The sequence below is a fragment of the Pseudomonas sp. LB3P31 genome, from assembly GCF_054897945.1.
Map to the genome: position 1 here is coordinate 1,967,036 of NZ_CM142710.1, position 19,115 is coordinate 1,986,150.

Here is a 19,115-nt window from a genome sequence, read left to right on the forward strand (position 1 = left end):
AGACTGCGGTCATGCCATACGCCCCCGAACTTAAAGAAGCCGCCAAACGCCTCTATTTACGCCGGTGCAAGCCGCGTGAAATTCAGGCGCAATTGTCCCTGCCCAACATCCGGATCATTTACTACTGGATCCGTCAGGGTGAGTGGGACGACATGCTGTCGGATGAAGAGCCGCTGACGGCCGTTGGCCGGCGCATCACTCTCATCCTGGACAAAGCCACGTCGCTGACCAAGGGCGACCTGGACGAGCTCGACCGCCTGACGACCGTCCGCGATCGGCTGCTGAAGCAATCCGTGAAATTGGTACCGACGCCGATCGGCGATCCGCCGGCGGACGATGGCCAGCGCAAAGAAGGACAACGCAGCGAGCGTCGTGAGCGTGGCGATCGCAACGACAAGGGCGGAAAGAAGCGCGATAAGAAAGCTAAAAACGAGGTCGGCGAGCTGACCGAGGTGGACTTCCTCGACAAGTTCATCAGCAAAATGTACGGCTACCAGAAGGAGTTATTTGCCGCCAAACAGAACCCGCTGACGAGCCGTATCCGCAACATCCTCAAAAGCCGCCAGGTGGGTCTGACGTATTACTTCGCCGGCGAAGCGTTCATGGACGCTGTGCTCACGGGTGACAACCAGATCTTCCTGTCCGCCAGTCGCGCACAGTCCGAAATTTTCCGCAGCTACATCATTTCATTTGCCCAGGAATGGTTCGGCCTGGAGCTGACCGGCAACCCGATCGTTTTGAGCAAGGACGGCAAGCCCTGGGCCGAGCTGCGCTTTCTCAGCACCAACAGCAGCACCGCCCAGGGCCATCATGGCCACGTCTACGTGGACGAGTACTTCTGGATTCGCGACTTCGAAAAACTCAACACCGTCGCCAGTGCTATGGCCACACACAAGAAGTGGCGAAAGACCTACTTCTCCACGCCCAGCGCGGTGTCGCACCAGGCCTACCCGTTCTGGACCGGTGAGAAATTCCGCAACAGCAAACGCAAGAACGCCAAAGATCCGTGGCCGAGCGAAGCCCAAGCTGCAGCTGGCTCACTGTGTCCGGACGGGCAATGGCGCAAGGTCATCACCATCCTCGACGCCATCGCTGGCGGCTGTGATCTGTTCGACCTCGAGCAGCTGCAGCTGGAGTACGACGAGGACAAATTTCAGCAGCTGTTCATGTGCAAGTTCATCGACAGCACGCAGAGTGCGTTTTCCCTGGTCGACCTCGAGCGTTGTTACTCCGACCTGTCGTTGTGGACCGACTACGACCCGGACGATCCCCGACCGTTCGGCAACAGCCCCGTCTGGATTGGCTACGACCCGAGCCGCACCCGCGACGATGCGAGCTGCGTGGTCATCGCACCGCCGCTGGAGGATGGTGGCAAGTTCCGGATCCTGGAGAAGTACAGCTGGCGGGGACAGTCGTTCAAGTACCAGGCCGACCAGGTCAAGAAGCTCACCGAGCGATTCAACGTCCAGCACATCGGCATCGATACCACCGGCATCGGATACGGCGTGTTCGACTTGGTGCGCGACTTCTACCCGCGTGCGACCTCAATCCACTACAGCCTCGAGACCAAAAACACCCTGGTGCTCAAGGCCCAGGACACGATTCAGGGCAGCCGGATCGAGTGGGACGCTGGCTGGAACGACATCGCCCAGGCCTTCCTGACGATCAAGCGCGGCACCACTGGCGGTGGCCAGGTCACGTATAGCGCATCGCGTACTGACGCCTCGGGCCATGCCGATATTGCCTGGGCGATCATGCATGCCCTGGCCCATGAACCTCTCAACATCAACAAGCAGCGGCGCAGCCGCTATGCACTCAGCGGATCAAGTACCCATGGGCAAACCAGTAAGAAAGCAGCAACAACCATCGGCACCCGGTCCCATGCGGGCGTTTTCGTTCGGGGCACCGGAACAGGTCCTCACCGACAACATCGGGCAGTACCTGGGCGTGTTCGCCAGTCACGACGGACGTCTGTACACCCCGCCCGTGTCGCGTCAGGGTCTGGCCAAGCTGCTGCGCGCCAACGCTCACCACGGCGCCATACCGGGGTTCAAGCGCAACCTGTTGCTGCGTGAGTTCATGCCATCAGCAGGCTGCTCGGTCAGCACCATGAGCCGGGCTGCATTGGATTTTATGGTTTTCGGAGAAGCGTATTTCCTGCGCGTTCGCAATGCGTTCGGCCAGGTACTGCAAATGCAACACCTCCCGGCGATCAACATGCGGATCAAAGTCGATAGCGGTTTCGTGATGCTGCTGAAGGATGGCAAAGAAGAGGAGTTTCACCAGGACGAGATCGAGCACGTCCTGAACTACGACGTTGAACAAAACGTCTATGGCGTTCCTGAATACTTAGGTGGCATGCAGGCGCTGTTGTTGAACGAGGCGGCCACCCTCTTCCGCCGGCGCTACTACAGCAATGGCGCGCACGCCGGTTACATCTTCTACACCAACGACCCGAACCTGACTGAGGACGACGAAGAGACGCTTCGCGACCAGATCAGCGCCAGCAAGGGCGTCGGCAACTTCCGATCGATGTTTGTAAACATCCCTGGCGGTGCCGAGAAGGCTATTCAGATCATTCCGGTAGGAGACTTTCAGGCCAAGGACGAGCTGGAGAAGGTAAAGAACATTACGCGCAACGACGTGATTGCAGCCTGGCGAATGAACCCAGCTCTGGCGGGCATCATCCCGGAAAACAGCGCGGGTTTTGGGGACATCGAAAAGATCGATCGCGTATACACCAGCAACGAGATTCGACCGATCTGCCAGTTGTTCAATCAGCTGAACGACTCTCTACGAGAAGACAGGCGATTCACCTGGAGAGAAATCAAAGAACCAGTGGATACCACTGCATCCGGTACGGCTTGAGGGGATTGCCACTATATATTGTGGCAATATAGTGGCGATTGGCTGCCCTGGGGAGGGACACAATGCGAGTTACATGCAAATGCGGAAACAAGGGTTTGATTCGGGACAGCAAAAAGCATTCACCGGATTTCGTCACGCTCTACTGCCTGTGCTTGAACGTAGAGTGCGGGCACAGCTGGGTTGCCCACCTGACGTTTTCTCACACGGTGAGTCCATCGGCTCAGACCTACGAAAGGATGTTGCTCGATTGCTTGAAGAGCATGCCCAAAGCGAAGCAGCGGGAGCTGTTTGAACAGTTTGGATCGCAGGCGATGGAGTGATGCGCAAATCGCCGACTCAACGATGTCGGCGATCGATTACATGGAACGGGCTATCAGCGACGCGGAATATCAGTTTCTGGCCGGCTCATTCGGATTGGTGGCGAGTACCTGGGACATCCGCCGGAGTTGAAGTTGCTCCTGCTCATTCAACAGGCGATACAGGCGGATCAAACGACGTTCAATTTTGGACAGATCCACCCATTCGAACTCATTGGTTTGAACGGTGATGGGTTCAGTTTTTGTGCGATCCAACATGCTTACTACTCCATAAAGTGCATTGCTGAATCGACGATATCGGGGCGAGAACTGGCTTTTGGATGAGGGGGCGACGAATGCCGCACATGCTTTGTTACAAGTTAATTCCGATGACGGGCGGCGTCGTCGGCCATGGCTTGCAGGAAACGACGAATCGCCTCCTGGTCGAACGGCGTGATGCTTCTGTATTGCTTGATCAGCTTTTCTTCTTCTGGAGAAAACAGTTGTCCCAGCGGCGTGGAACGCCGGCCAGTCAATACAAACGCTGCATCTACACCGCACTCTTCAAGTGCCGCCACATAGCGAAGGTCGAGCGAATTCGCTCCCAACTCATAGTTCTTTTGAGTCCCACGACTCACCCCAAGAAGCGCTCCAAACTCTGTTTGATTTAATCCTAAGCGCTCGCGCTCTTCCCTCAGGCGTTCACCTACTTGATCCGCTATGAGCATTTTTTTATTCACCGCCATTGACTTGATCAATTTTTTGACCAAGAATCACCCCAGACAAACGCAAACAACCACAAACGAACAGAGTAACCACTATGCCCGCCACTGTTACGCCCGAGCAAGCCCGCGCTGATCTGGATCGCAGAGGGATAAGCATTGCGGAATTCAGCCGTAAACATGGGCTGAACAAAAATTTAGTCAGCGACCTATTGAACGGTCGGATCAAAGGTCGCCGTGGGGAGGCACATCGCGCCGCCGTGTTACTCGGTATCAAAGACGGCGTGATCGAACAGTAATGGCACTGAGCCACAGGGAAAAGCAGAACATGAAAAGTTCAGTTCTAAAAACTCGCCGGGAAGTTGTCAGCGCCATTATCTGTAGTTATCCGGGTGGCCGGGAATGCGCTGCAGCGCGCATAGGTTTGGCACTGAAAAAGTTCGACAACCACGCCTACGAAAACAACAACAGCCGTCCGCTATCAGACGCCCAGCTCTACCAACTGGAACAGGAAGCCGGCACTCAGCATTTGCCCAACTACGTGGCAGCGATGTACGGCGGTTTGTTCGTTCCGGTGGCAGATCCAGAGAGTTTGGACAACGTAGAGATGTACACCCTTTCTGTGAACGTAGCAGCCAAGCGCGGATGTGTTGATCAAGAGATTGCTAAAGCGTTAGCGGACGGCTGCATTTCCGAAACCGAAGCCGAACACATCCTCAATGCCCACAACCTGCACATGGCAGCACGCCACGCCGAAGTGCTGGCAGCCATTGACTTGTACCGCAACAAATCAGGGGTTACTCAATGAACCATCTGCCTGCGGTACTTGAATACCAGGACGTGCTCAAAGCAGCAGCGCTCGCATTTCTGGAGCGCCACCAATGCGAACACTTGGGCGACGATCAGCAGTTGTTTGATCGTGCAGTGCAGCACTTGGTAACCGACTACGACGTTTTGACGACCACCGCCGAAAAGCTTGTTCACCTGGCTTGCAGCGATATGTCAGCGATCCGCGATCGGCAGCGGTTGGACATGAGCAGCAGCACGTCGACGCACACAGTCATCATCGATCCCGCCACCGGTAACGCTTGGGCTGTTCCTGTCAGCCTGATCTACGAACGCATTCTCAACGCACCGGACAACGGTCGTTTCCGCATAGCCGCACCGTAATACCCACCCACTGAATCGCCCGTCCCGCCGCTGTGGGCTTGGGTGAGCTGCGCCCGGAATAGAGGTTTGACGATGGAAAACGCCATGAACATCAACGCAAAACTGACACCAGGTCAGGCCCAAGCGCTCTTGGCCAACCTGCGCGAGCAATACCGTCTCAGCCTCAATGACCTCTGGTACGCAGATCAGTACCGCATGATTCCTGATGGCTTGCGCCATGGATCAATTCTCGCCAACAGCCCTGTGATGGCTGCCCAGAAGCACCTGATCGGCGCCATAACCCAAAGCCTCGGCCTTAGCCTCAAGGCAGTGAAGTAACTATGAGAGACGATCTGCGTCACGACGTTCTGCAGCGCATCGAGTCCGAATTCGGTCTCAAACACCGTGCGCCCACCAACTACATGCGTGGGGGCACTTGTCCCAAGTGCAATAAGAAAGAGCTGTACACCCGTTTCGACAGTCCGTGGCAGCTCATCTGTGGACGTCAGGAAAAGTGCGGCCACACCGTGCACGTGAAAGAGATTTACGACGACCTCTTTGAAGACTGGAGCAAGCGCGTTCCAGCCACTGAGAACGCCCCAACGGCGACTGCGCGTGCATACCTTGAATTTGCCCGCGGCTTCGACATTTCGTTGATCGCCGGTTGGTTTACACAGGAAACGTATTACTCGGCCCAGCACGACGCAGGCAGTGCGACGGTACGCTTCGCCTTGGAGAAAGGCGGCTATTGGGAACGACTGATCGACAAGCCTGCGCGTTTCGGCAAGATGAAGGCGCGCTTCAAGCCGGGTGAGTCCTACAAAGGTGTTTGGTGGTGCCCGCCTTGCGTTGACGTGCTCGAGGCGAAAGAGATCTGGATTGTCGAAGGGATCTTCGACGCGCTTGCCCTGGTGCACCACAACATTCCCGCAGTGTCGGCTATGTCCTCAAACGCCTTCCCAGCGGACTCATTGCAAGCGCTGGCAGCGGCTCGTCCAGGCCACCTGCCAAAACTGGTTTGGGCGCTTGATAACGAGCCTGGCGCACACGCTTACACCAAGCGTTGGGTCCGCATGGCCCGCGAACTTGGCTTCACCTGCGAAGCAGCCCAGATACCGCAGCGGGATAACAAGAAGGTCGACTGGAACGATCTGCACCAGCGGTGGCAGTTTCTGGACGAAGGCGAGAAGCGTGATGCTCAGGTCGACAAAGACATCACCACTGCGCGGCATTACGGCGCCCTGCTGATTGCTGAGAACGCCACCGAGAAAGCTCTGGTGATGTTTGATTGGAAGCGCCGCAGCGAATTCCACTTGGAATTCGGCAATCGACTGTACTGGTTCAAGCTCGATCTGGAGAAGTACAACAAGGCGATCCAGGAACTCGAGGACAGCGATCACCACGACGATCAGCAGCTGAACAATAAGCAAATGCGGGCCAAGGCTATGCAGCAGTGCGGCGCGCTGCAGCGCATTGCGACCTGTAATCCGAAGGCCCTGTACTACCAGGAAAACAAGCTCACCGACGAGTCCTGGTACTACTTCCGGATCACGTTCGCCCACGATGCTGCACCGATCAAGAACACCTTCACCAGCTCGCAGATCGCCTCGTCGGCAGAGTTCAAGAAGCGCCTTCTCGGTATCGCCCCGGGCGGGATGTTCACCGGTACCACCCAGCAGCTGGACGCCTTCATTGAGGAGCAAACCGACGCCCTCAAAACCGTTCAGACCATCGACTTCACCGGCTACACCCGTGAGCACAGCGCGTACGTCTACGGCGACGTAGCGGTGCGCGATGGGAAAGTGTTCAAGCTGAACGAGGAGGATTTCTTCGACATGGACCGGCTGAGCATCAAGACCCTCAGCCAATCGGTGATCCTCAACCTGAACACGGAGCTGGAGAAGTTCGACACCGAGTGGCTGGACATCATCTGGCAATGCTTCGGTGCCAAGGGTCTGGTCGCGCTCGCATTCTGGTTCGGCTCGCTGTTCGCCGAGCAGATCCGGCAGCATCAGAAAAGCTACCCCTTCATGGAAATCATCGGTGAGCCAGGCGCCGGTAAGTCCACGCTGATCGAGTTTCTATGGAAGCTCTGCGGACGTATCGACTACGAGGGTTTCGACCCAACCAAGGGCACCCCAGTTGCTCGAGCACGGAACTTCGCCCAGGTCGGCAATCTGCCGGTGGTGCTGATCGAATCGGAGCGGGAAAAGACCGATGGCAGCCAAACCAAACAGTACGACTGGGACGAACTGAAAACCGCCTACAACGGCCGCAGCGTTCGCTCCACCGGTGTGAAGAACAACGGCAACGACACCCGGGAACCTCCTTTCCGTGGCGCTGTGGTCATCGGCCAGAACCACGCGGTGAACGCTTCAGAACCCATCCTGCAACGCCTGGTGCACATCGCCATGACGAAGGACGGGCAGACGCCGCAAACCAAATTGCTGGTGGAAAAGCTCGAGCGGATGCCGGTCGACCGCGTCAGCGGCTTCCTGGTCAAGTCCACCATGATGGAAAGCAAGGTGATGGAGACCGTCCGCGAAAAGGGGCCCAAATACGAACAGCAGCTGCTGGCCCTTCCCGAGATCCGCACCGTCCGGATCGCGAAGAATCACGCGCAGCTGCACGCCCTAGTCGATGCCCTGGTTCACGTTGTTCCGCTGAAAAAGCACCAGGTGGACGCTGCCCACGCCGAGATCCAGAGCATGGCCAAGGAACGTCAGCTGGCGATCAACGCTGATCACCCGATCGTCGTCGAGTTCTGGGAACTGTACGAGTACTTGAACAGCACTGCAGGTGGGCTCAACCACTCCCGCAATGACGGCCTGATTGCGGTGAACCTCAACGACTTCGCCAAGGAAGCCGCTGAGAAACGCCAGAAAGTCCCGGACCTGACTGAGCTCAAGCGCCACCTAAAAACAAGCAAGTGCCCCAAGTTCGTTGAGACCAACAGGAATGTCTGCTCCGCATGGGATACCGATGCCGCCGACAAACCGAAGACCGTGCGGTGCTGGATTTTCCAGGCTGCCTGATTACACACCAAGGGAGGAATCACAGATGCAAGTTCAAGTGTTCATAGGAAACGCCTGCGACGGCAAAACCAGCAAGCTGCAGGAGATCCAAGACAGGATGATCTCGGCTGGACAAAACACCCCGATCATTCAAGCCGGGGCATATGGCGAAGACGGGCTACTGCAGATTCTGGAAGTTAGAGCTGCAGCTGGCCAGCGAGAGATCCTGGTGGACGACTGCAGCCGCTTGCAGGTTCTGAAGGTTCTGGAATGGCGGTCATGCACAGGGGACGACCCTAGTTTTGATGACTTGGTCATTCACCTGGCTCGCCAAGCCTAACCAGCCAATTCTGTAGGATACAAAGTATGCGAAAACTAGACCGATTTATGCGAGAAAAGGAAGTGCTAGACGTAACGTCGTTGTCTCGAGCGACTCTTTGGCGAGAAATCAAACGCGGGAGGTTTCCAAGATCGGTGATGATTTCGGCTGGTCGAGTTGGCTGGAGAGAATCTGCGATAACGGCCTGGCAAAACTCACCGGAGAATTGGGGAACCGCCGCAAAAGATGAGGCTGCATAAGCACCCCCGTCGCATCGAACACCTCAGAATCGAGAAACTGTAAAGAGCCTTATCGCGGTATTTCAGGTGCAAAATACCGCACACGATGGTATACGGTTTGTGCTGAACCACCATACGGACATGTTTTTTGCCCGTCTTTACGTAAGAAGTAAAGGTGGACAACTACCAACCAGGTCAGACCTTAAAAGATGATCGATGATTTCAAGCAAGACTTAGCGATACTTACAAGCTTACAGATAATCAGAAAATATATACTGGCGGCCGAGAGTAAAATTCTAAGTGTCGATCAGCACTACCGCCTGAAAGAACAGGTCTGCGAAAATTTTGGCATTGAATTTAGCGACGTCATTGTAGTTGGCTCGGGAAAGTTAGGCTTCAGCATAAAACCCAGCCGGAGGTTCCAGTCTTTCAACGACGAGTCCGACATAGATATAGCAGTCGTATCACCTAAATTATTTGAAGCGGTCTGGGCCGAGGCATATCTATTTAAGAAAGGCGGGGCATACTGGCCAAAATCTGAATCTTTTTTCAGATACCTTTCGGAGGGCTGGATTAGACCAGACAAACTTCCGAGAAATCAATTTACGACAGAGTGGTGGGCGTTCTTTAACGCCCTAACTTCAAGCGGGCAATACGGACCGTATAAGATACGAGCAGGACTATACCACTCAAACTTTTTCCTGCATGAGTATCAAAAAATCTGCATCGAACAATGCAAGGAACTAATTTAATGGATACTTCAGCTTCAAATAGACGCCTCCGAGTTCTGTTGACCGCCATAGCCAACACAACTTTAATTCCCCAACCAGAGTTCCAACGCCGTCTGGTGTGGATCAACAAGGACAAGGTTGAATTTATTCGCACTGTACTAGAGGGTTACCCTTTCCCTGAAATTTATATAGCGGCCGGAAAAGTTGATACAAAAACTGGCGAAGGTGCTGAGATGTTGGTAGACGGCCAGCAGCGCATAACCACTCTTTACCAATATTTCAAAGGGTCACCCGACTTACGTTTACCAGCCGGCTTTCTGAGCTATGACGAATTAGCCGAAGAAGATCAGGTTAGATTTTTAGAGTACAAAGTCGTTGTTCGTGACTTGGGCAACATGTCGATCGAACAGATCAAGCAGGTGTTTCAGCGTATCAATTCGACTAGCTACGGATTGAACGCCATGGAAATCCACAACGCTCGTTACGGGGGCGAATTTAAAAAGGCCGCCGAAACGTTTGCGCAGTTTGAGTTCTTTAACGACTACCGGATCTTTACTTCGACTGATGTCAAGCGCATGAACGACACCATGTATTGCGCAAGTTTGCTGGCAACAGTTATGAGCACTTACTTTAATCGCGACAACGAAGTAGAAGCATTTCTCGACCAATTCAATGAATCATTCCCAAACAAAGATCAGATACTACACAATACTCAAGTTGTCCTTTCATTCATAGACAGGCTGAACTTCCCGCCCAAGAGTCGCATTTACAAAAAAGCTGACTTTTTCACATTATTTGTAGAGCTCTATAAACTTTTAATTCTTGCAGAAGTGGATCTAAGAGTCCCGATGGTCCGCCATGAACTCGAGAAATTCATGACGCTGGTAGATAACGTTGGTACCGGGACGGAGACGGAAGAAGACCCACTTGACGCTGACAATATGAGATATTACAAGGCAGCGATACAAGCTACTAACGACAGAGGTAGTAGAATCCTTCGGGGCGAGATCATTAACAAAGTGATTAGAAGCGCTATCATTTGATAATGCATGGGGGCGCTTTATGCGCCCCTCTGCAAATCCCGTCGTGCAGACATACTTTAAGCTACATGGACGGCGCTTTAACTTTTACATTTATGACATTCTTATCAAGCCAAATAGCCCAGCGCTGGAGGCCCTGCTTTTTTTCCGGAAAGTAACTGTATCGATCGTAATGCTTTGACGACACGTCGTTGAACGCATGCCCTTGTATTCGATCCCGCAGCTCTTTGTCCAATTTCGCCATTCCCATTAAAGTCTTGCAGGTCCGGCGAATGTCACGCAGCGTGAACGGAGCGCTGAATTTGTCAGTGTGCCGACCGTAAAGCTTTGTCACTGCTCGGGATAGTGAGTTTGTATGAAGCGACTGACCTTCGATCTTGCCCTCAAAAGGATACGCGCTCGTTTGGCTGACTTCGTTCATCACCTTCAAGCTATGCCGCATCAACTTGTTGTATGGCACCACATGCAGCGAACGCTCCCCTTCAATCCCTTTGCGGCTACTCCTGCCCTTTTTGTTTCTGATAATTAAATGGTCGGCCAGGTACTGCCGACGATCGCAGGCCAGAAGCTGTTCCGGACGCTGGCCACCGGATGCAATCAAGAATTTCAACAGTTCCGATGTCACCAGGGAGAGGTGTTCCGGCAGGAGTTGCCATAGCGTGGCTAACTCCGTCGAGGACAAGGCTCGATCGCCTGGTGACTCCCAGTCAGCTTGAACCGGGACGCTCGCGACAGGATTGCTCTGCAGCCCATACTTCAAATCCTGCTTATTGTAACTGCGCGGGTTGAACTCCTGCTCAAGGCCGACCTGAAATGCAGCATGCAGTTGCGATCGCAGCCGGTTGCAATAGGTCGTGATGCCAGCAGCAATCATCTTGCTGATGATGTCGCGAATGTCTGCAGGTCCGATCAGGGATACCGGCCGCTTTACGAGGTCAGAGAACGGCTCGGTTACGTAGTGGCGAAATGACCATTTCACATCATCGGCCGAGGCGGCGTTCTCACCTTCCAGTTTTGTGATGTAGCCGTCTAGCAAATCTTGAAAGGTACCGGCCGATACCAGGATCTCTTTTTCGACTCGGCAATGGTCCCGCGCAGCAGCCAGGCCAAGAGTCGGCCAGGTGCCCAATTTCGTCTTAGACTTCTTGCCATTCACGCGACGTTGAAAATAGAACTCCTTTGTCCCGTTGGGACGGACCCGGATCATCAAGATGCCCTCGCCTCGAGCGCTACGTCCATCTGAGACTGTGTATTCCTTCTCACAAGGCTTCATAGCCTTGATTTGTTTCTCTGTGAGCATCTGGGGGCCGTACTTGGGGGCCGTTGGCCTGAAATAAGTGGTCTATCCGTGAAGCAGCCTGAAACTGCCGATTTCATCGAAACCCGCATTCTGGCTGGGCTATCGACGCATAAGCATACAGTTCGCGACCGCATGAAACATCACCCACCAAAGCTTCCCAAGCTGATAACGAGGGTTCGATTCCCTTCACCCGCTCCATCTCCCATCTAACTCATTGATTTCTCAATCAATTTTATGGGTTAGCAGTAGCTTGTCACGAGGCCCTCCTACACTGGAGTCACCCAACGTGATGCATCGTGACAACCTCTATCGCCGTTCGAGCGGAATCTACGTTTTACGCATCACCATCCCCAAACGCTTCCGACTACATTTTGGTCAACGCGAACTTCACACCTCGACCCGATCCAGTGATTATCGTGCGGCAAAAGCTGTAGCATGCCGATTGCTGTTGCATTGGCATTCGTGCGTAGAAGAATTGGATCAGATGAACCTAGAAAAATTGAACATGAGCAGTGCTCTCCTATCGACCGTAGGGTTCATCAGCATTAGCGAACTCAGCTCAGCTTCCGGCCTGCCTGTAGAGCACCTCCTCAGAGAGACGCTGAAACACAACCTTCCCGTGTTCTACGCGGCAAACGCACAGCCCGGTTATTTAGTTACCGACTACGACGAGGTTGATCGGGAGTCGGACACGGGTGGATTTGTCCTAAACAGCGCTTTTACCGAAGGAGACCCGCACACATTTACAGGCAACCTCAGACCATTCCACAACCGCAATACGATTCTCAGCATTCTTGAGGACGGAGTGTCAGAGGAGGTCGCTTTCAACGTGCCTGGAGGGCGATCTGGCGCATTCTTTGATCTGCCCGGCCTTCGCCTAACTGCTGCCTCTGTGCTGATTTCAACGGTTCAGGCGCAAAGTCTATTTATCGTTCCGCTCATCAAAGCGTTGACGCCTACAACAGTCGCGCCGGTCAGCGCACTGACCACTGCAACACCCATTTCGGCTTCGTCAGCACCCCCAGCTCCGACAGCATCTGACTCCTGTTGCGCACCAGAACACTCATCCATGACTGTTGCCGACCTACTCACTCTCTACCTGGCATACAAGGCAAGCTGCAAAGAGGAGACGCGCATCCGGATCGCCTCAATGGTGCGAATATTCATTTCTCTCATGAACAACCCTGCGCTCGGAAAACTCAATCGAGAATTGATCAGAAGCTACCATCAGTTGCTGAAAAAAATGCCGGTGAAGCGCGACATTTCCGCAAAGAAGCATGGAACGGACGATCCAGCCATTCTGATTGAACTCGCCGAGATCAATGACGAACTACGAATGACTGAGAACGCAGTCAAAAAACACATGGAAAAACTCGCGGAGATTTTCCAGTGGGCAGTAATTCAGCAGTATCTCAAAGAGAATCCAGCAAAAAACATCACGCCCCCTGTCAAAAAGACCAGACGGGACCAAGACAGCCGAGGTGTATTTAGCGATGACGAAATACGTAAAATCTTTTCTTGTGCATGGTTCGTCACCGGCACTGACAAAAAAAACCAATACGGGGGATTCACATCATATCGCCCTCATTTTTACTGGTTGCCATTGCTCGGCCTTTACACCGGAGGCCACATCAACGAGCTATCTCAGCTGTATTTGAAAGACTTTCAAAGCACGAAAATTGGCACGCACTTCGTTTCCTTCAACAAAGATGGTGCGGGCAAAGTCGACTCAGCCGGCGATAAGTCCCTGAAGACGCTGAGTTCAGACCGGAAAATACCGCTTCATGCGAAACTGATCGATCTCGGACTTTTGGACTACATCGAGGAACTCAAGGCAAACAAGCATGAGAGATTGTTCCCCGAACTGAAATACGACCGGGTAAAAGGCTACGGTAAACCGGCAAGCTCATGGTTTAACGAGAGGTTTCTTGGCAAGCAGCTAGGCATAAAACGCGACGGACGCAAAACCTTCCATAGTTTCCGACACATGTTCATTAGCGAGATTTTCAATCAAGGTCATCCGGAAGACGTTGCGTCCCAGCTTGCAGGTCATGAGCGTGGAGAGTCACTTGCGGCTCGCACATACCGGAAAGACACCTTTCCAGACCGAATGGCTCCAATTGTGAACGCGCTGGAGTTCCCCCTTCCAGAAATTCACAAATTCAATATCACTGACGGGCTGCTGGCCGTGGCAAGCGCAACAAAAAGAAAGATCCAGAACTCCAAAAAGTAAACGCATTACAGAAGTGGCGACTTCCGCCACTTCATGTTGCTCGCGCACCCTCTGCGAGTGAGCCACGACTGGAAGCTTGAAGAAGACTATGGGGGCGGTGGAAAAAAGCTTCCTGATGAAGGCACATAGCGTCAGAAATGAGGCTAAGCGCTCGCATCCGACCTCCAGTGACCTGGTCAATAAAGTCTCTGACCGGTGCCAACAATCGAATGACGAGCGACTTCGGCGCTTGTCACCGCAATCGCCGTTGACGCTACTCGCCCCTCCCTCCCTGGAAGCGATTGAGGGGTTTGCGGCGGCTCTCGGCGTAGACTGGGCGCGCGTTTTCCGAGATCGTCGCTCCAGCGGCACCATACGAAGCCGTAGAGTTGCCGTTCGGAGAGCTGCACGTTGATACCGATGGCGGCGATAGGCAGTAACCGGCCGAAGAGGCTATCGGCTACCGTTTGAGCTCATGGCCAATCCGTTGATGACAAGCGATAATACGGCTTTTGACGCCTGATTCAATAACCAAGCAGCCATAGTGGCTGTCCGGTTACTTTTTTTGAATCAATTCGCAGTAGCGGATCACCTCGTCAAGGTGGCCAATCGCCTGAGCTACAGGATCATGTTTGGCGTCACTGATACTTGTCGCGATCTCTTGTCGATTGCTGGCGAACAGCTCCTTGGCGAACTCTGGCATGACCTTGGATTCCGCGATCGCTTCCTCCAGTTCGGCCATGCTGAACGAAGCTCCCCTAAGGTGGGCGACGTTATCCATCCCAAGCAATGTTTCGCGTAATAGCTGGCAAAAATCTTCAGCGAATTCCAGGCATAGGGTTCCAACGTCTTCGGCAGGTGCCGGAATCTCTATAACCTGCCCACTATCACCTAGTCGGGTAATTTTTGCAGGAACAAAGTAGCGTCCATCGACCCAGGCGCTGACGACAGGATTGCCGTCATGGGTCGCTGCGTTACGCGCATCCTTCATGAAAGAACCATGGCGAAGTAGCTTGATCGTTGACCACGGTAGCTGCTCGCCGGTCACTGTCTTAGTCGCGTCCTTCAGTGTCTGGATGACATTCGCATACGCAGAAAATCCGTAGACAAGGGCCTGACTGTTTGTGCTGGGAACTTGATGCCCACTGGCGAACAGCCGAAGAGAATGGTCACTGGCGGTAACGATGGCGGCCAAATAGTAGTGCAGTTCCTTAACCTTGCCGCCGAAATGGTTTGCCACCCAGCGACGATGACGCACAGAGAGATCCTGCATTGCTTTCATTCCTTCATCCGCAAATTTTGAGTGCCACACCGTGCCGGCATGACTAGGTGTTGCTCCCGTGTTCTACCACAAACTCAGCATTGAAGATGCACATCACACAAAGCCTTCAACAACTAACGCACTTCTCTTTTCTAGACATGGTGCCGCTGCATCCGTCGCTTACAGCTACGTCAGCCGTATAGAGCGCGGGATGAAGGTTAAAAACCAACGATCTTCTGTTGCATTGCATAGGCGTTACGTTGCACAAAAAACGCTACAGCCCACTACCAACCTATTAGTTTGCATGGGCTATCGCTCTAAAACGCCGGCGGATCTTAGGCACGCTTATGAAGGAGCTCAGCCACATCGGGCATTCTCCCGACAAGGCCGAAGGGTTCGCGTAACGCATCAAATATTCCCAGGCGTCTGCGCTTGTTTAGCGTTTTCTCTCTTAAGGCCATCAAGATGCGCTTTTGACAATAGCTGAACAGACCCTGTCTCCGGGTCGCCAGAATATTGAGTCAAAACAATGGCTACGTCTTTTTTCGTCCACCATATTTCTTTACCGGTAACGCTTGCGCCATATTGATTTTGAAGGGTTGTTTTATTGGAAAATGAAGGCTTTCCATATTTGGCAGAAAGAGCCTCTAAAGCAGAACTAAAAGCCCCCGAGTAGAACTTTGCAGTGGCAACCCCAAGTTTTCTGTTGGAAAACTGAAAACTATAACTCAACACTTGATATCCGGCAAAAAGTTGCTTATCACTTGGTATCGTCTGTTTGTCGGGCTGATCCCTATTGCGAAGAGCTATACAAAACACACCATTGCATTCAGTATTAAAATCTTTTGCGATTTTTTCTGGCCCGTCGCCTATCTGCACGCCCTTCAATTCGAACGGGACAGGAGATTGGTTGCTGCTTTTATTTGCGTTTTCTGTGCCTCCGAACGCGGAGGAAGCTGCAAGATAGATTGAGCATCCAACCATGAGCGAGCGCAGCGGTTTTAATCGGGTGAAGGGTAGTCTCCGGTCGATCCAACGCATGATTACTCCTTAGATTTGTCACGAACATCAGAATAGATTCACTGCGATCCAAAAAGCAACGACGCCAAGCCTAAAGTCACCGGCGGCCCTTAGACGATCTCAGGATGGGCCTCAGGGGCCACGTATAAGTTTTTATCAGTTTCTCCCGCCGACAACAAAAGCAACCCCTTTGAGGGGGCCTTATGGTTCTAAGGGTTCGCTTTTATTGAGAGTTACTGTGGGTGCTTCACATAGATGCTTACGGTAACTACACAGTTATTAGGACGGTGGGATCAATGTCCTGTGCTTGCGCGGATTTCGGGCGGCTTGTGGGTCGACTTTTGTCCCTTTTTTTTGCGCAAGCATTCTACAGGCTGAGTCGGCGGAGAGCGCCCTTTACCGCCCCCTGAAGCTCGCTGTCAGCTTCAAGGTGCCGACTCTCCGCACGCATCTTGCGCCACTTGTCACGCTGCCCTACTTTATCGAAGCTGTGCATGCCGCGTTCCGGGGTTGCGTCATGCAGTTTGCGATTTATCTTGATCGCCGACAGCTTGAAGCGGTCGCCGTCAGCTTGCTTCTCTGGCGCTACTGGTCGTCGAAAACGAAACAGTCCGGCGAGTTTATCGAAGTGGAAATGCTGAAGATCAGACAGCAGGTTCATCCCGTATTCATGCAGTGCCGAACCTTGCAGTGTTACCTCGACTCGTGCTCGCCACTGATCTTTCGCGAGTGGTTTTTGGTTGTCGGTTTGTTTGTAGTAAACCTGCCAGGCGAATGGGTCTTCTTTGTTGCCTATGCGAAAATTCAGGTTCGGATCTAATCGATCCCCGTGACGGTCGAGATAACGATTCTCCCAGGTGGCGGGGTCGAACTGGCGGTGCTTTGTCACATCGGCAAAAAGGCTTGATTGCAACCTGTGAGTCATTGCCAGCATTTCGGGTATCGAGCCGGTCTTGTGCCGGAAGTCGCAGGCCACTTCAACCGCTGTGATTTTTGGCAGTGCTACGAAAGGGTATCGAAGGGAAAGCTCGCCCATCGTGTGATCTAGTTTTGTGTAGTCGTTCGCCAAGACATCGTGAAAGCGAACTCTAAACACTGTTCCGACGTTACCGGCCTGTTTATCAAGCGCCTTGACCCAGAGCGTGGTGCGGGTGATTTCTCTGAGCGCTTCTTGAAGGTGGTGGTGTTGTGTTGGTCTGGACGTTTCGACAACAACGTCGAGCCAATCAATGCAGGCTGTGACCTTGAAGGATTTGCGGTTGACCACGCCTGACCCGTTCACACCGCTGCACCCCCTTTCCAGAGCCTCTTGTCAGCAGGCGAGACCTCAAACTCATACATCTGAACCGGGATCATTGCCGTCGATGATGGAGCGATACTTAGGGCTGCATTGATGAAGTCCGCGATGTCCTGGAGGCGATAGTATGGGCGCAGCGCTTTACCGTCATGGCTCGACAAATAAGGAGTCAGGGTCAAGCCGAAGTAGGAGCTACGCCCCCTTCTCATGTCAGCCAGCACGTCGTCCCATGCACGAACAGCACCGAGTTTGCGGCGAAGAATGTATGCAGTTTCACTGGCCGAAATCGTTTTTACTTTCATAGGTGGGTCCGCCTTTTATGATTCAACAGTCGGGGCAATCATCAGGTGCAGTTGCCCTTTCAGCAGGTTCTCGACGATCACGAACGGCTCGCCACCATAGGAAGTCGAGCGCCGACCGATATGCAGCACGAAGGAGCCAAAGCTGCCGTCTCTTGTGATGGTGGTGGCGTCCGCCAGCTCGTTGGCCAACTGGTCGTCGTCGATGCGGTAGTAGCCTGTTCCGGCAATCTCGTGTGGTTCCTCTAGCTCGGACTTTCCAATACCAGACTCTTCAGCCATCGCGGCGAATTGCTCGGTCAGTAACTCGTCAGCGAGCGCAGACCGGATGACCGCAGCTTTGTTCGGCGCGTCAGGCTTTTGCGCCAACACAACACGCGCCCAATCCTGCCAACGGATGCCACGACTGTCGGCAAAGGCCTCTATCGCCGCCCATGTAGTTTCTTCAAACCGGAAAGACGTGCGCCTTCCATCTGCTAGCTCTGCCGTGCGGACCTTGAATGTTTTCATTGGTGAATCCTTCAGTGGTGTGAGAAAAGCAACATTACCACAAAAGCACTACCTCAACACAATCATTATACTGAGGTTAAATATAATGTTATTCTGACCACACATTAAACGAACGTCTTGTAGCGTGGTCACGAGTGAGGTTTACCGATGTCAGGGCTAAATTTTGTCAGCTATCTCCGCGTCTCTACTCAGAAACAAGGCGCTTCCGGGTTGGGGCTAGATGCACAACGCAATGCTGTCGAGCACTTTGTAGACGGGGCACATGGAACGCTGATCGCTGAGTATCAGGAGGTGGAGACAGGGAAGGGCTCAGACGCTTTGGTCAAGCGCCCCACATTGAGAGCTGCACTTGAGTTCTGCCGAAAACAAGGCGCCACTCTCGTGATTGCAAAACTTGACCGCCTAGCAAGGAACGTCCACTTCGTCTCAGGACTCATGGAGTCTCGGGCAAAGTTCGTTGCTTGTGATATGCCCGAGGCAAATGAACTGACCATTCACATCATGGCCGCGTTCGCAGAACACGAAGCGAAGCGCATCAGCCAAAGGACCAAAGAAGCATTGGCAGCTGCCAAAGCCCGCGGGGTCGCGTTAGGGACGGCGGGCGCCGCCAATTTGAAACCCAACATGGAATTGCGCCAGCGAACCGCCACCGCGTTCGTAGAGCGGCTACGCCTCCTCTTCGATGGGATGACTGCCAGAGGCCTATCTCAGCGGGCCATGGCGGCAGAGCTAAACATGATCGGCATCCCAACCCCAAAAGGCGGCCTATGGGGGCTGACCCAGATCCAACGGACCATTGCACGACTGCGCTCTGAAATTGGACTGTGAGGTTAGGGCC

22 protein-coding genes are annotated in these 19,115 nt (G+C 53.5%); 14 read left to right on the plus strand and 8 right to left on the minus strand.

Going from position 1 to position 19,115, the window contains the following annotated elements:
* Window positions 1–11: 11 nt before the first annotated feature.
* The 3 genes from ACYZTK_RS08920 (at window position 12) to ACYZTK_RS08930 (ending at window position 3,188) form a co-directional block, all read left to right on the plus strand.
* Window positions 12–2,075 (plus strand): terminase large subunit domain-containing protein, encoded by a 2,064-nt coding sequence (locus ACYZTK_RS08920; protein ID WP_462014096.1) that lies wholly within the window; start codon window positions 12–14, stop codon window positions 2,073–2,075.
* Complete coding sequence (locus tag ACYZTK_RS08925; RefSeq protein ID WP_462014097.1) at window positions 1,987–2,868, plus strand: phage portal protein; 882 nt, start codon at window positions 1,987–1,989, stop codon at window positions 2,866–2,868. Before ACYZTK_RS08920 ends, ACYZTK_RS08925 begins: the two co-directional genes overlap by 89 nt.
* Window positions 2,869–2,930: 62 nt before the next feature.
* Entirely contained in the window at window positions 2,931–3,188 is a 258-nt protein-coding gene (locus ACYZTK_RS08930; RefSeq protein ID WP_462014098.1) for an ogr/Delta-like zinc finger family protein, read from the plus strand.
* A gap of 69 nt (window positions 3,189–3,257) precedes the next feature.
* On the opposite strand, the gene ACYZTK_RS08935 is transcribed toward ACYZTK_RS08930, so the two are convergent.
* Together ACYZTK_RS08935 and ACYZTK_RS08940 are read right to left on the minus strand one after the other, a co-directional pair.
* Window positions 3,258–3,443, minus strand: coding sequence for a hypothetical protein (locus ACYZTK_RS08935; RefSeq protein ID WP_462014099.1), 186 nt, complete (start codon window positions 3,441–3,443; stop codon window positions 3,258–3,260).
* Between the two features lie 101 nt (window positions 3,444–3,544).
* Window positions 3,545–3,892 (minus strand): helix-turn-helix domain-containing protein, encoded by a 348-nt coding sequence (locus ACYZTK_RS08940; protein ID WP_462014879.1) that lies wholly within the window; start codon window positions 3,890–3,892, stop codon window positions 3,545–3,547.
* 92 nt (window positions 3,893–3,984) lie between these two features.
* Here ACYZTK_RS08940 and ACYZTK_RS08945 point away from each other — a divergent pair, with 92 nt between their 5' ends.
* The 9 genes from ACYZTK_RS08945 (at window position 3,985) to ACYZTK_RS08985 (ending at window position 10,381) form a co-directional block, all read left to right on the plus strand.
* Window positions 3,985–4,185: a DNA-binding protein gene (locus ACYZTK_RS08945; protein WP_430954122.1), complete on the plus strand. Its 201-nt coding sequence runs from the start codon at window positions 3,985–3,987 to the stop codon at window positions 4,183–4,185.
* Between the two features lie 29 nt (window positions 4,186–4,214).
* The gene (locus ACYZTK_RS08950) at window positions 4,215–4,694 is read left to right on the plus strand and encodes a YmfL family putative regulatory protein (RefSeq protein WP_462014100.1); all 480 of its coding nucleotides are present in this window, start codon (window positions 4,215–4,217) and stop codon (window positions 4,692–4,694) included.
* Entirely contained in the window at window positions 4,691–5,056 is a 366-nt protein-coding gene (locus ACYZTK_RS08955; protein ID WP_462014101.1) for a hypothetical protein, read from the plus strand. The genes ACYZTK_RS08950 and ACYZTK_RS08955 overlap by 4 nt, the downstream gene beginning before the upstream one ends.
* 72 nt (window positions 5,057–5,128) lie before the next feature.
* Window positions 5,129–5,374 (plus strand): hypothetical protein, encoded by a 246-nt coding sequence (locus tag ACYZTK_RS08960; protein WP_462014102.1) that lies wholly within the window; start codon window positions 5,129–5,131, stop codon window positions 5,372–5,374.
* Window positions 5,375–5,376: 2 nt separating this feature from the next.
* Complete coding sequence (locus tag ACYZTK_RS08965) at window positions 5,377–8,070, plus strand: toprim domain-containing protein (protein WP_462014103.1); 2,694 nt, start codon at window positions 5,377–5,379, stop codon at window positions 8,068–8,070.
* Between the two features lie 25 nt (window positions 8,071–8,095).
* Window positions 8,096–8,389, plus strand: a complete 294-nt coding sequence (locus ACYZTK_RS08970) for a hypothetical protein (protein ID WP_462014104.1) — start codon at window positions 8,096–8,098, stop codon at window positions 8,387–8,389.
* A gap of 47 nt (window positions 8,390–8,436) precedes the next feature.
* Window positions 8,437–8,628, plus strand: a complete 192-nt coding sequence (locus ACYZTK_RS08975) for a helix-turn-helix transcriptional regulator (RefSeq protein ID WP_462014880.1) — start codon at window positions 8,437–8,439, stop codon at window positions 8,626–8,628.
* 188 nt (window positions 8,629–8,816) lie between these two features.
* A complete protein-coding gene (locus ACYZTK_RS08980; RefSeq protein ID WP_462014105.1) occupies window positions 8,817–9,359 on the plus strand; it encodes a hypothetical protein in 543 nt (180 codons plus the stop codon).
* Window positions 9,359–10,381: a DUF262 domain-containing protein gene (locus ACYZTK_RS08985; RefSeq protein ID WP_462014106.1), complete on the plus strand. Its 1,023-nt coding sequence runs from the start codon at window positions 9,359–9,361 to the stop codon at window positions 10,379–10,381. Before ACYZTK_RS08980 ends, ACYZTK_RS08985 begins: the two co-directional genes overlap by 1 nt.
* A 61-nt stretch (window positions 10,382–10,442) precedes the next feature.
* On the opposite strand, the gene ACYZTK_RS08990 is transcribed toward ACYZTK_RS08985, so the two are convergent.
* Complete coding sequence (locus tag ACYZTK_RS08990; protein ID WP_462014107.1) at window positions 10,443–11,678, minus strand: tyrosine-type recombinase/integrase; 1,236 nt, start codon at window positions 11,676–11,678, stop codon at window positions 10,443–10,445.
* A 289-nt stretch (window positions 11,679–11,967) separates the two neighbouring features.
* Between ACYZTK_RS08990 and ACYZTK_RS08995 the strand changes: the two genes are divergently transcribed.
* Complete coding sequence (locus ACYZTK_RS08995; RefSeq protein ID WP_462014881.1) at window positions 11,968–13,911, plus strand: DUF6538 domain-containing protein; 1,944 nt, start codon at window positions 11,968–11,970, stop codon at window positions 13,909–13,911.
* A gap of 535 nt (window positions 13,912–14,446) precedes the next feature.
* Here ACYZTK_RS08995 and ACYZTK_RS09000 read toward each other — a convergent pair.
* The 5 genes from ACYZTK_RS09000 to ACYZTK_RS09020 all read right to left on the minus strand — a co-directional run bounded on the left by ACYZTK_RS09000 (window position 14,447) and on the right by ACYZTK_RS09020 (window position 18,277).
* Complete coding sequence (locus tag ACYZTK_RS09000; protein ID WP_462014108.1) at window positions 14,447–15,172, minus strand: hypothetical protein; 726 nt, start codon at window positions 15,170–15,172, stop codon at window positions 14,447–14,449.
* Window positions 15,173–15,559: 387 nt separating this feature from the next.
* Window positions 15,560–16,192, minus strand: a complete 633-nt coding sequence (locus ACYZTK_RS09005; RefSeq protein WP_462014109.1) for a hypothetical protein — start codon at window positions 16,190–16,192, stop codon at window positions 15,560–15,562.
* Window positions 16,193–16,538: 346 nt separating this feature from the next.
* A complete protein-coding gene (locus ACYZTK_RS09010; RefSeq protein WP_462014110.1) occupies window positions 16,539–17,438 on the minus strand; it encodes a hypothetical protein in 900 nt (299 codons plus the stop codon).
* 11 nt (window positions 17,439–17,449) lie between these two features.
* Entirely contained in the window at window positions 17,450–17,770 is a 321-nt protein-coding gene (locus ACYZTK_RS09015) for a hypothetical protein (protein ID WP_462014111.1), read from the minus strand.
* 15 nt (window positions 17,771–17,785) lie between these two features.
* Entirely contained in the window at window positions 17,786–18,277 is a 492-nt protein-coding gene (locus ACYZTK_RS09020; protein WP_462014112.1) for a hypothetical protein, read from the minus strand.
* Between the two features lie 147 nt (window positions 18,278–18,424).
* Here ACYZTK_RS09020 and ACYZTK_RS09025 point away from each other — a divergent pair, with 147 nt between their 5' ends.
* The gene (locus ACYZTK_RS09025) at window positions 18,425–19,105 is read left to right on the plus strand and encodes a recombinase family protein (protein ID WP_462014113.1); all 681 of its coding nucleotides are present in this window, start codon (window positions 18,425–18,427) and stop codon (window positions 19,103–19,105) included.
* Window positions 19,106–19,115 lie beyond the last annotated feature (10 nt).

Bases quoted from the DNA above. Each gene is read 5' to 3' on its own strand.
- ACYZTK_RS08975 (WP_462014880.1), top strand. From the start codon at position 8,437: ATGCGAGAAAAGGAAGTGCTAGACGTAACGTCGTTGTCTCGAGCGACT.
- ACYZTK_RS08960 (WP_462014102.1), top strand. From the start codon at position 5,129: ATGGAAAACGCCATGAACATCAACGCAAAACTGACACCAGGTCAGGCC.
- ACYZTK_RS09005 (WP_462014109.1), bottom strand. From the start codon at position 16,192: ATGCGTTGGATCGACCGGAGACTACCCTTCACCCGATTAAAACCGCTG.
- ACYZTK_RS09015 (WP_462014111.1), bottom strand. From the start codon at position 17,770: ATGAAAGTAAAAACGATTTCGGCCAGTGAAACTGCATACATTCTTCGC.
- ACYZTK_RS09025 (WP_462014113.1), top strand. From the start codon at position 18,425: ATGTCAGGGCTAAATTTTGTCAGCTATCTCCGCGTCTCTACTCAGAAA.
- ACYZTK_RS08985 (WP_462014106.1), top strand. From the start codon at position 9,359: ATGGATACTTCAGCTTCAAATAGACGCCTCCGAGTTCTGTTGACCGCC.
- ACYZTK_RS08955 (WP_462014101.1), top strand. From the start codon at position 4,691: ATGAACCATCTGCCTGCGGTACTTGAATACCAGGACGTGCTCAAAGCA.
- ACYZTK_RS08980 (WP_462014105.1), top strand. From the start codon at position 8,817: ATGATCGATGATTTCAAGCAAGACTTAGCGATACTTACAAGCTTACAG.
- ACYZTK_RS08935 (WP_462014099.1), bottom strand. From the start codon at position 3,443: ATGTTGGATCGCACAAAAACTGAACCCATCACCGTTCAAACCAATGAG.
- ACYZTK_RS08995 (WP_462014881.1), top strand. From the start codon at position 11,968: ATGCATCGTGACAACCTCTATCGCCGTTCGAGCGGAATCTACGTTTTA.
- ACYZTK_RS08965 (WP_462014103.1), top strand. From the start codon at position 5,377: ATGAGAGACGATCTGCGTCACGACGTTCTGCAGCGCATCGAGTCCGAA.
- ACYZTK_RS08940 (WP_462014879.1), bottom strand. From the start codon at position 3,892: ATGCTCATAGCGGATCAAGTAGGTGAACGCCTGAGGGAAGAGCGCGAG.
- ACYZTK_RS08930 (WP_462014098.1), top strand. From the start codon at position 2,931: ATGCGAGTTACATGCAAATGCGGAAACAAGGGTTTGATTCGGGACAGC.
- ACYZTK_RS09000 (WP_462014108.1), bottom strand. From the start codon at position 15,172: ATGAAAGCAATGCAGGATCTCTCTGTGCGTCATCGTCGCTGGGTGGCA.
- ACYZTK_RS09020 (WP_462014112.1), bottom strand. From the start codon at position 18,277: ATGAAAACATTCAAGGTCCGCACGGCAGAGCTAGCAGATGGAAGGCGC.
- ACYZTK_RS08990 (WP_462014107.1), bottom strand. From the start codon at position 11,678: ATGCTCACAGAGAAACAAATCAAGGCTATGAAGCCTTGTGAGAAGGAA.
- ACYZTK_RS08950 (WP_462014100.1), top strand. From the start codon at position 4,215: ATGAAAAGTTCAGTTCTAAAAACTCGCCGGGAAGTTGTCAGCGCCATT.
- ACYZTK_RS08920 (WP_462014096.1), top strand. From the start codon at position 12: ATGCCATACGCCCCCGAACTTAAAGAAGCCGCCAAACGCCTCTATTTA.
- ACYZTK_RS08970 (WP_462014104.1), top strand. From the start codon at position 8,096: ATGCAAGTTCAAGTGTTCATAGGAAACGCCTGCGACGGCAAAACCAGC.
- ACYZTK_RS08945 (WP_430954122.1), top strand. From the start codon at position 3,985: ATGCCCGCCACTGTTACGCCCGAGCAAGCCCGCGCTGATCTGGATCGC.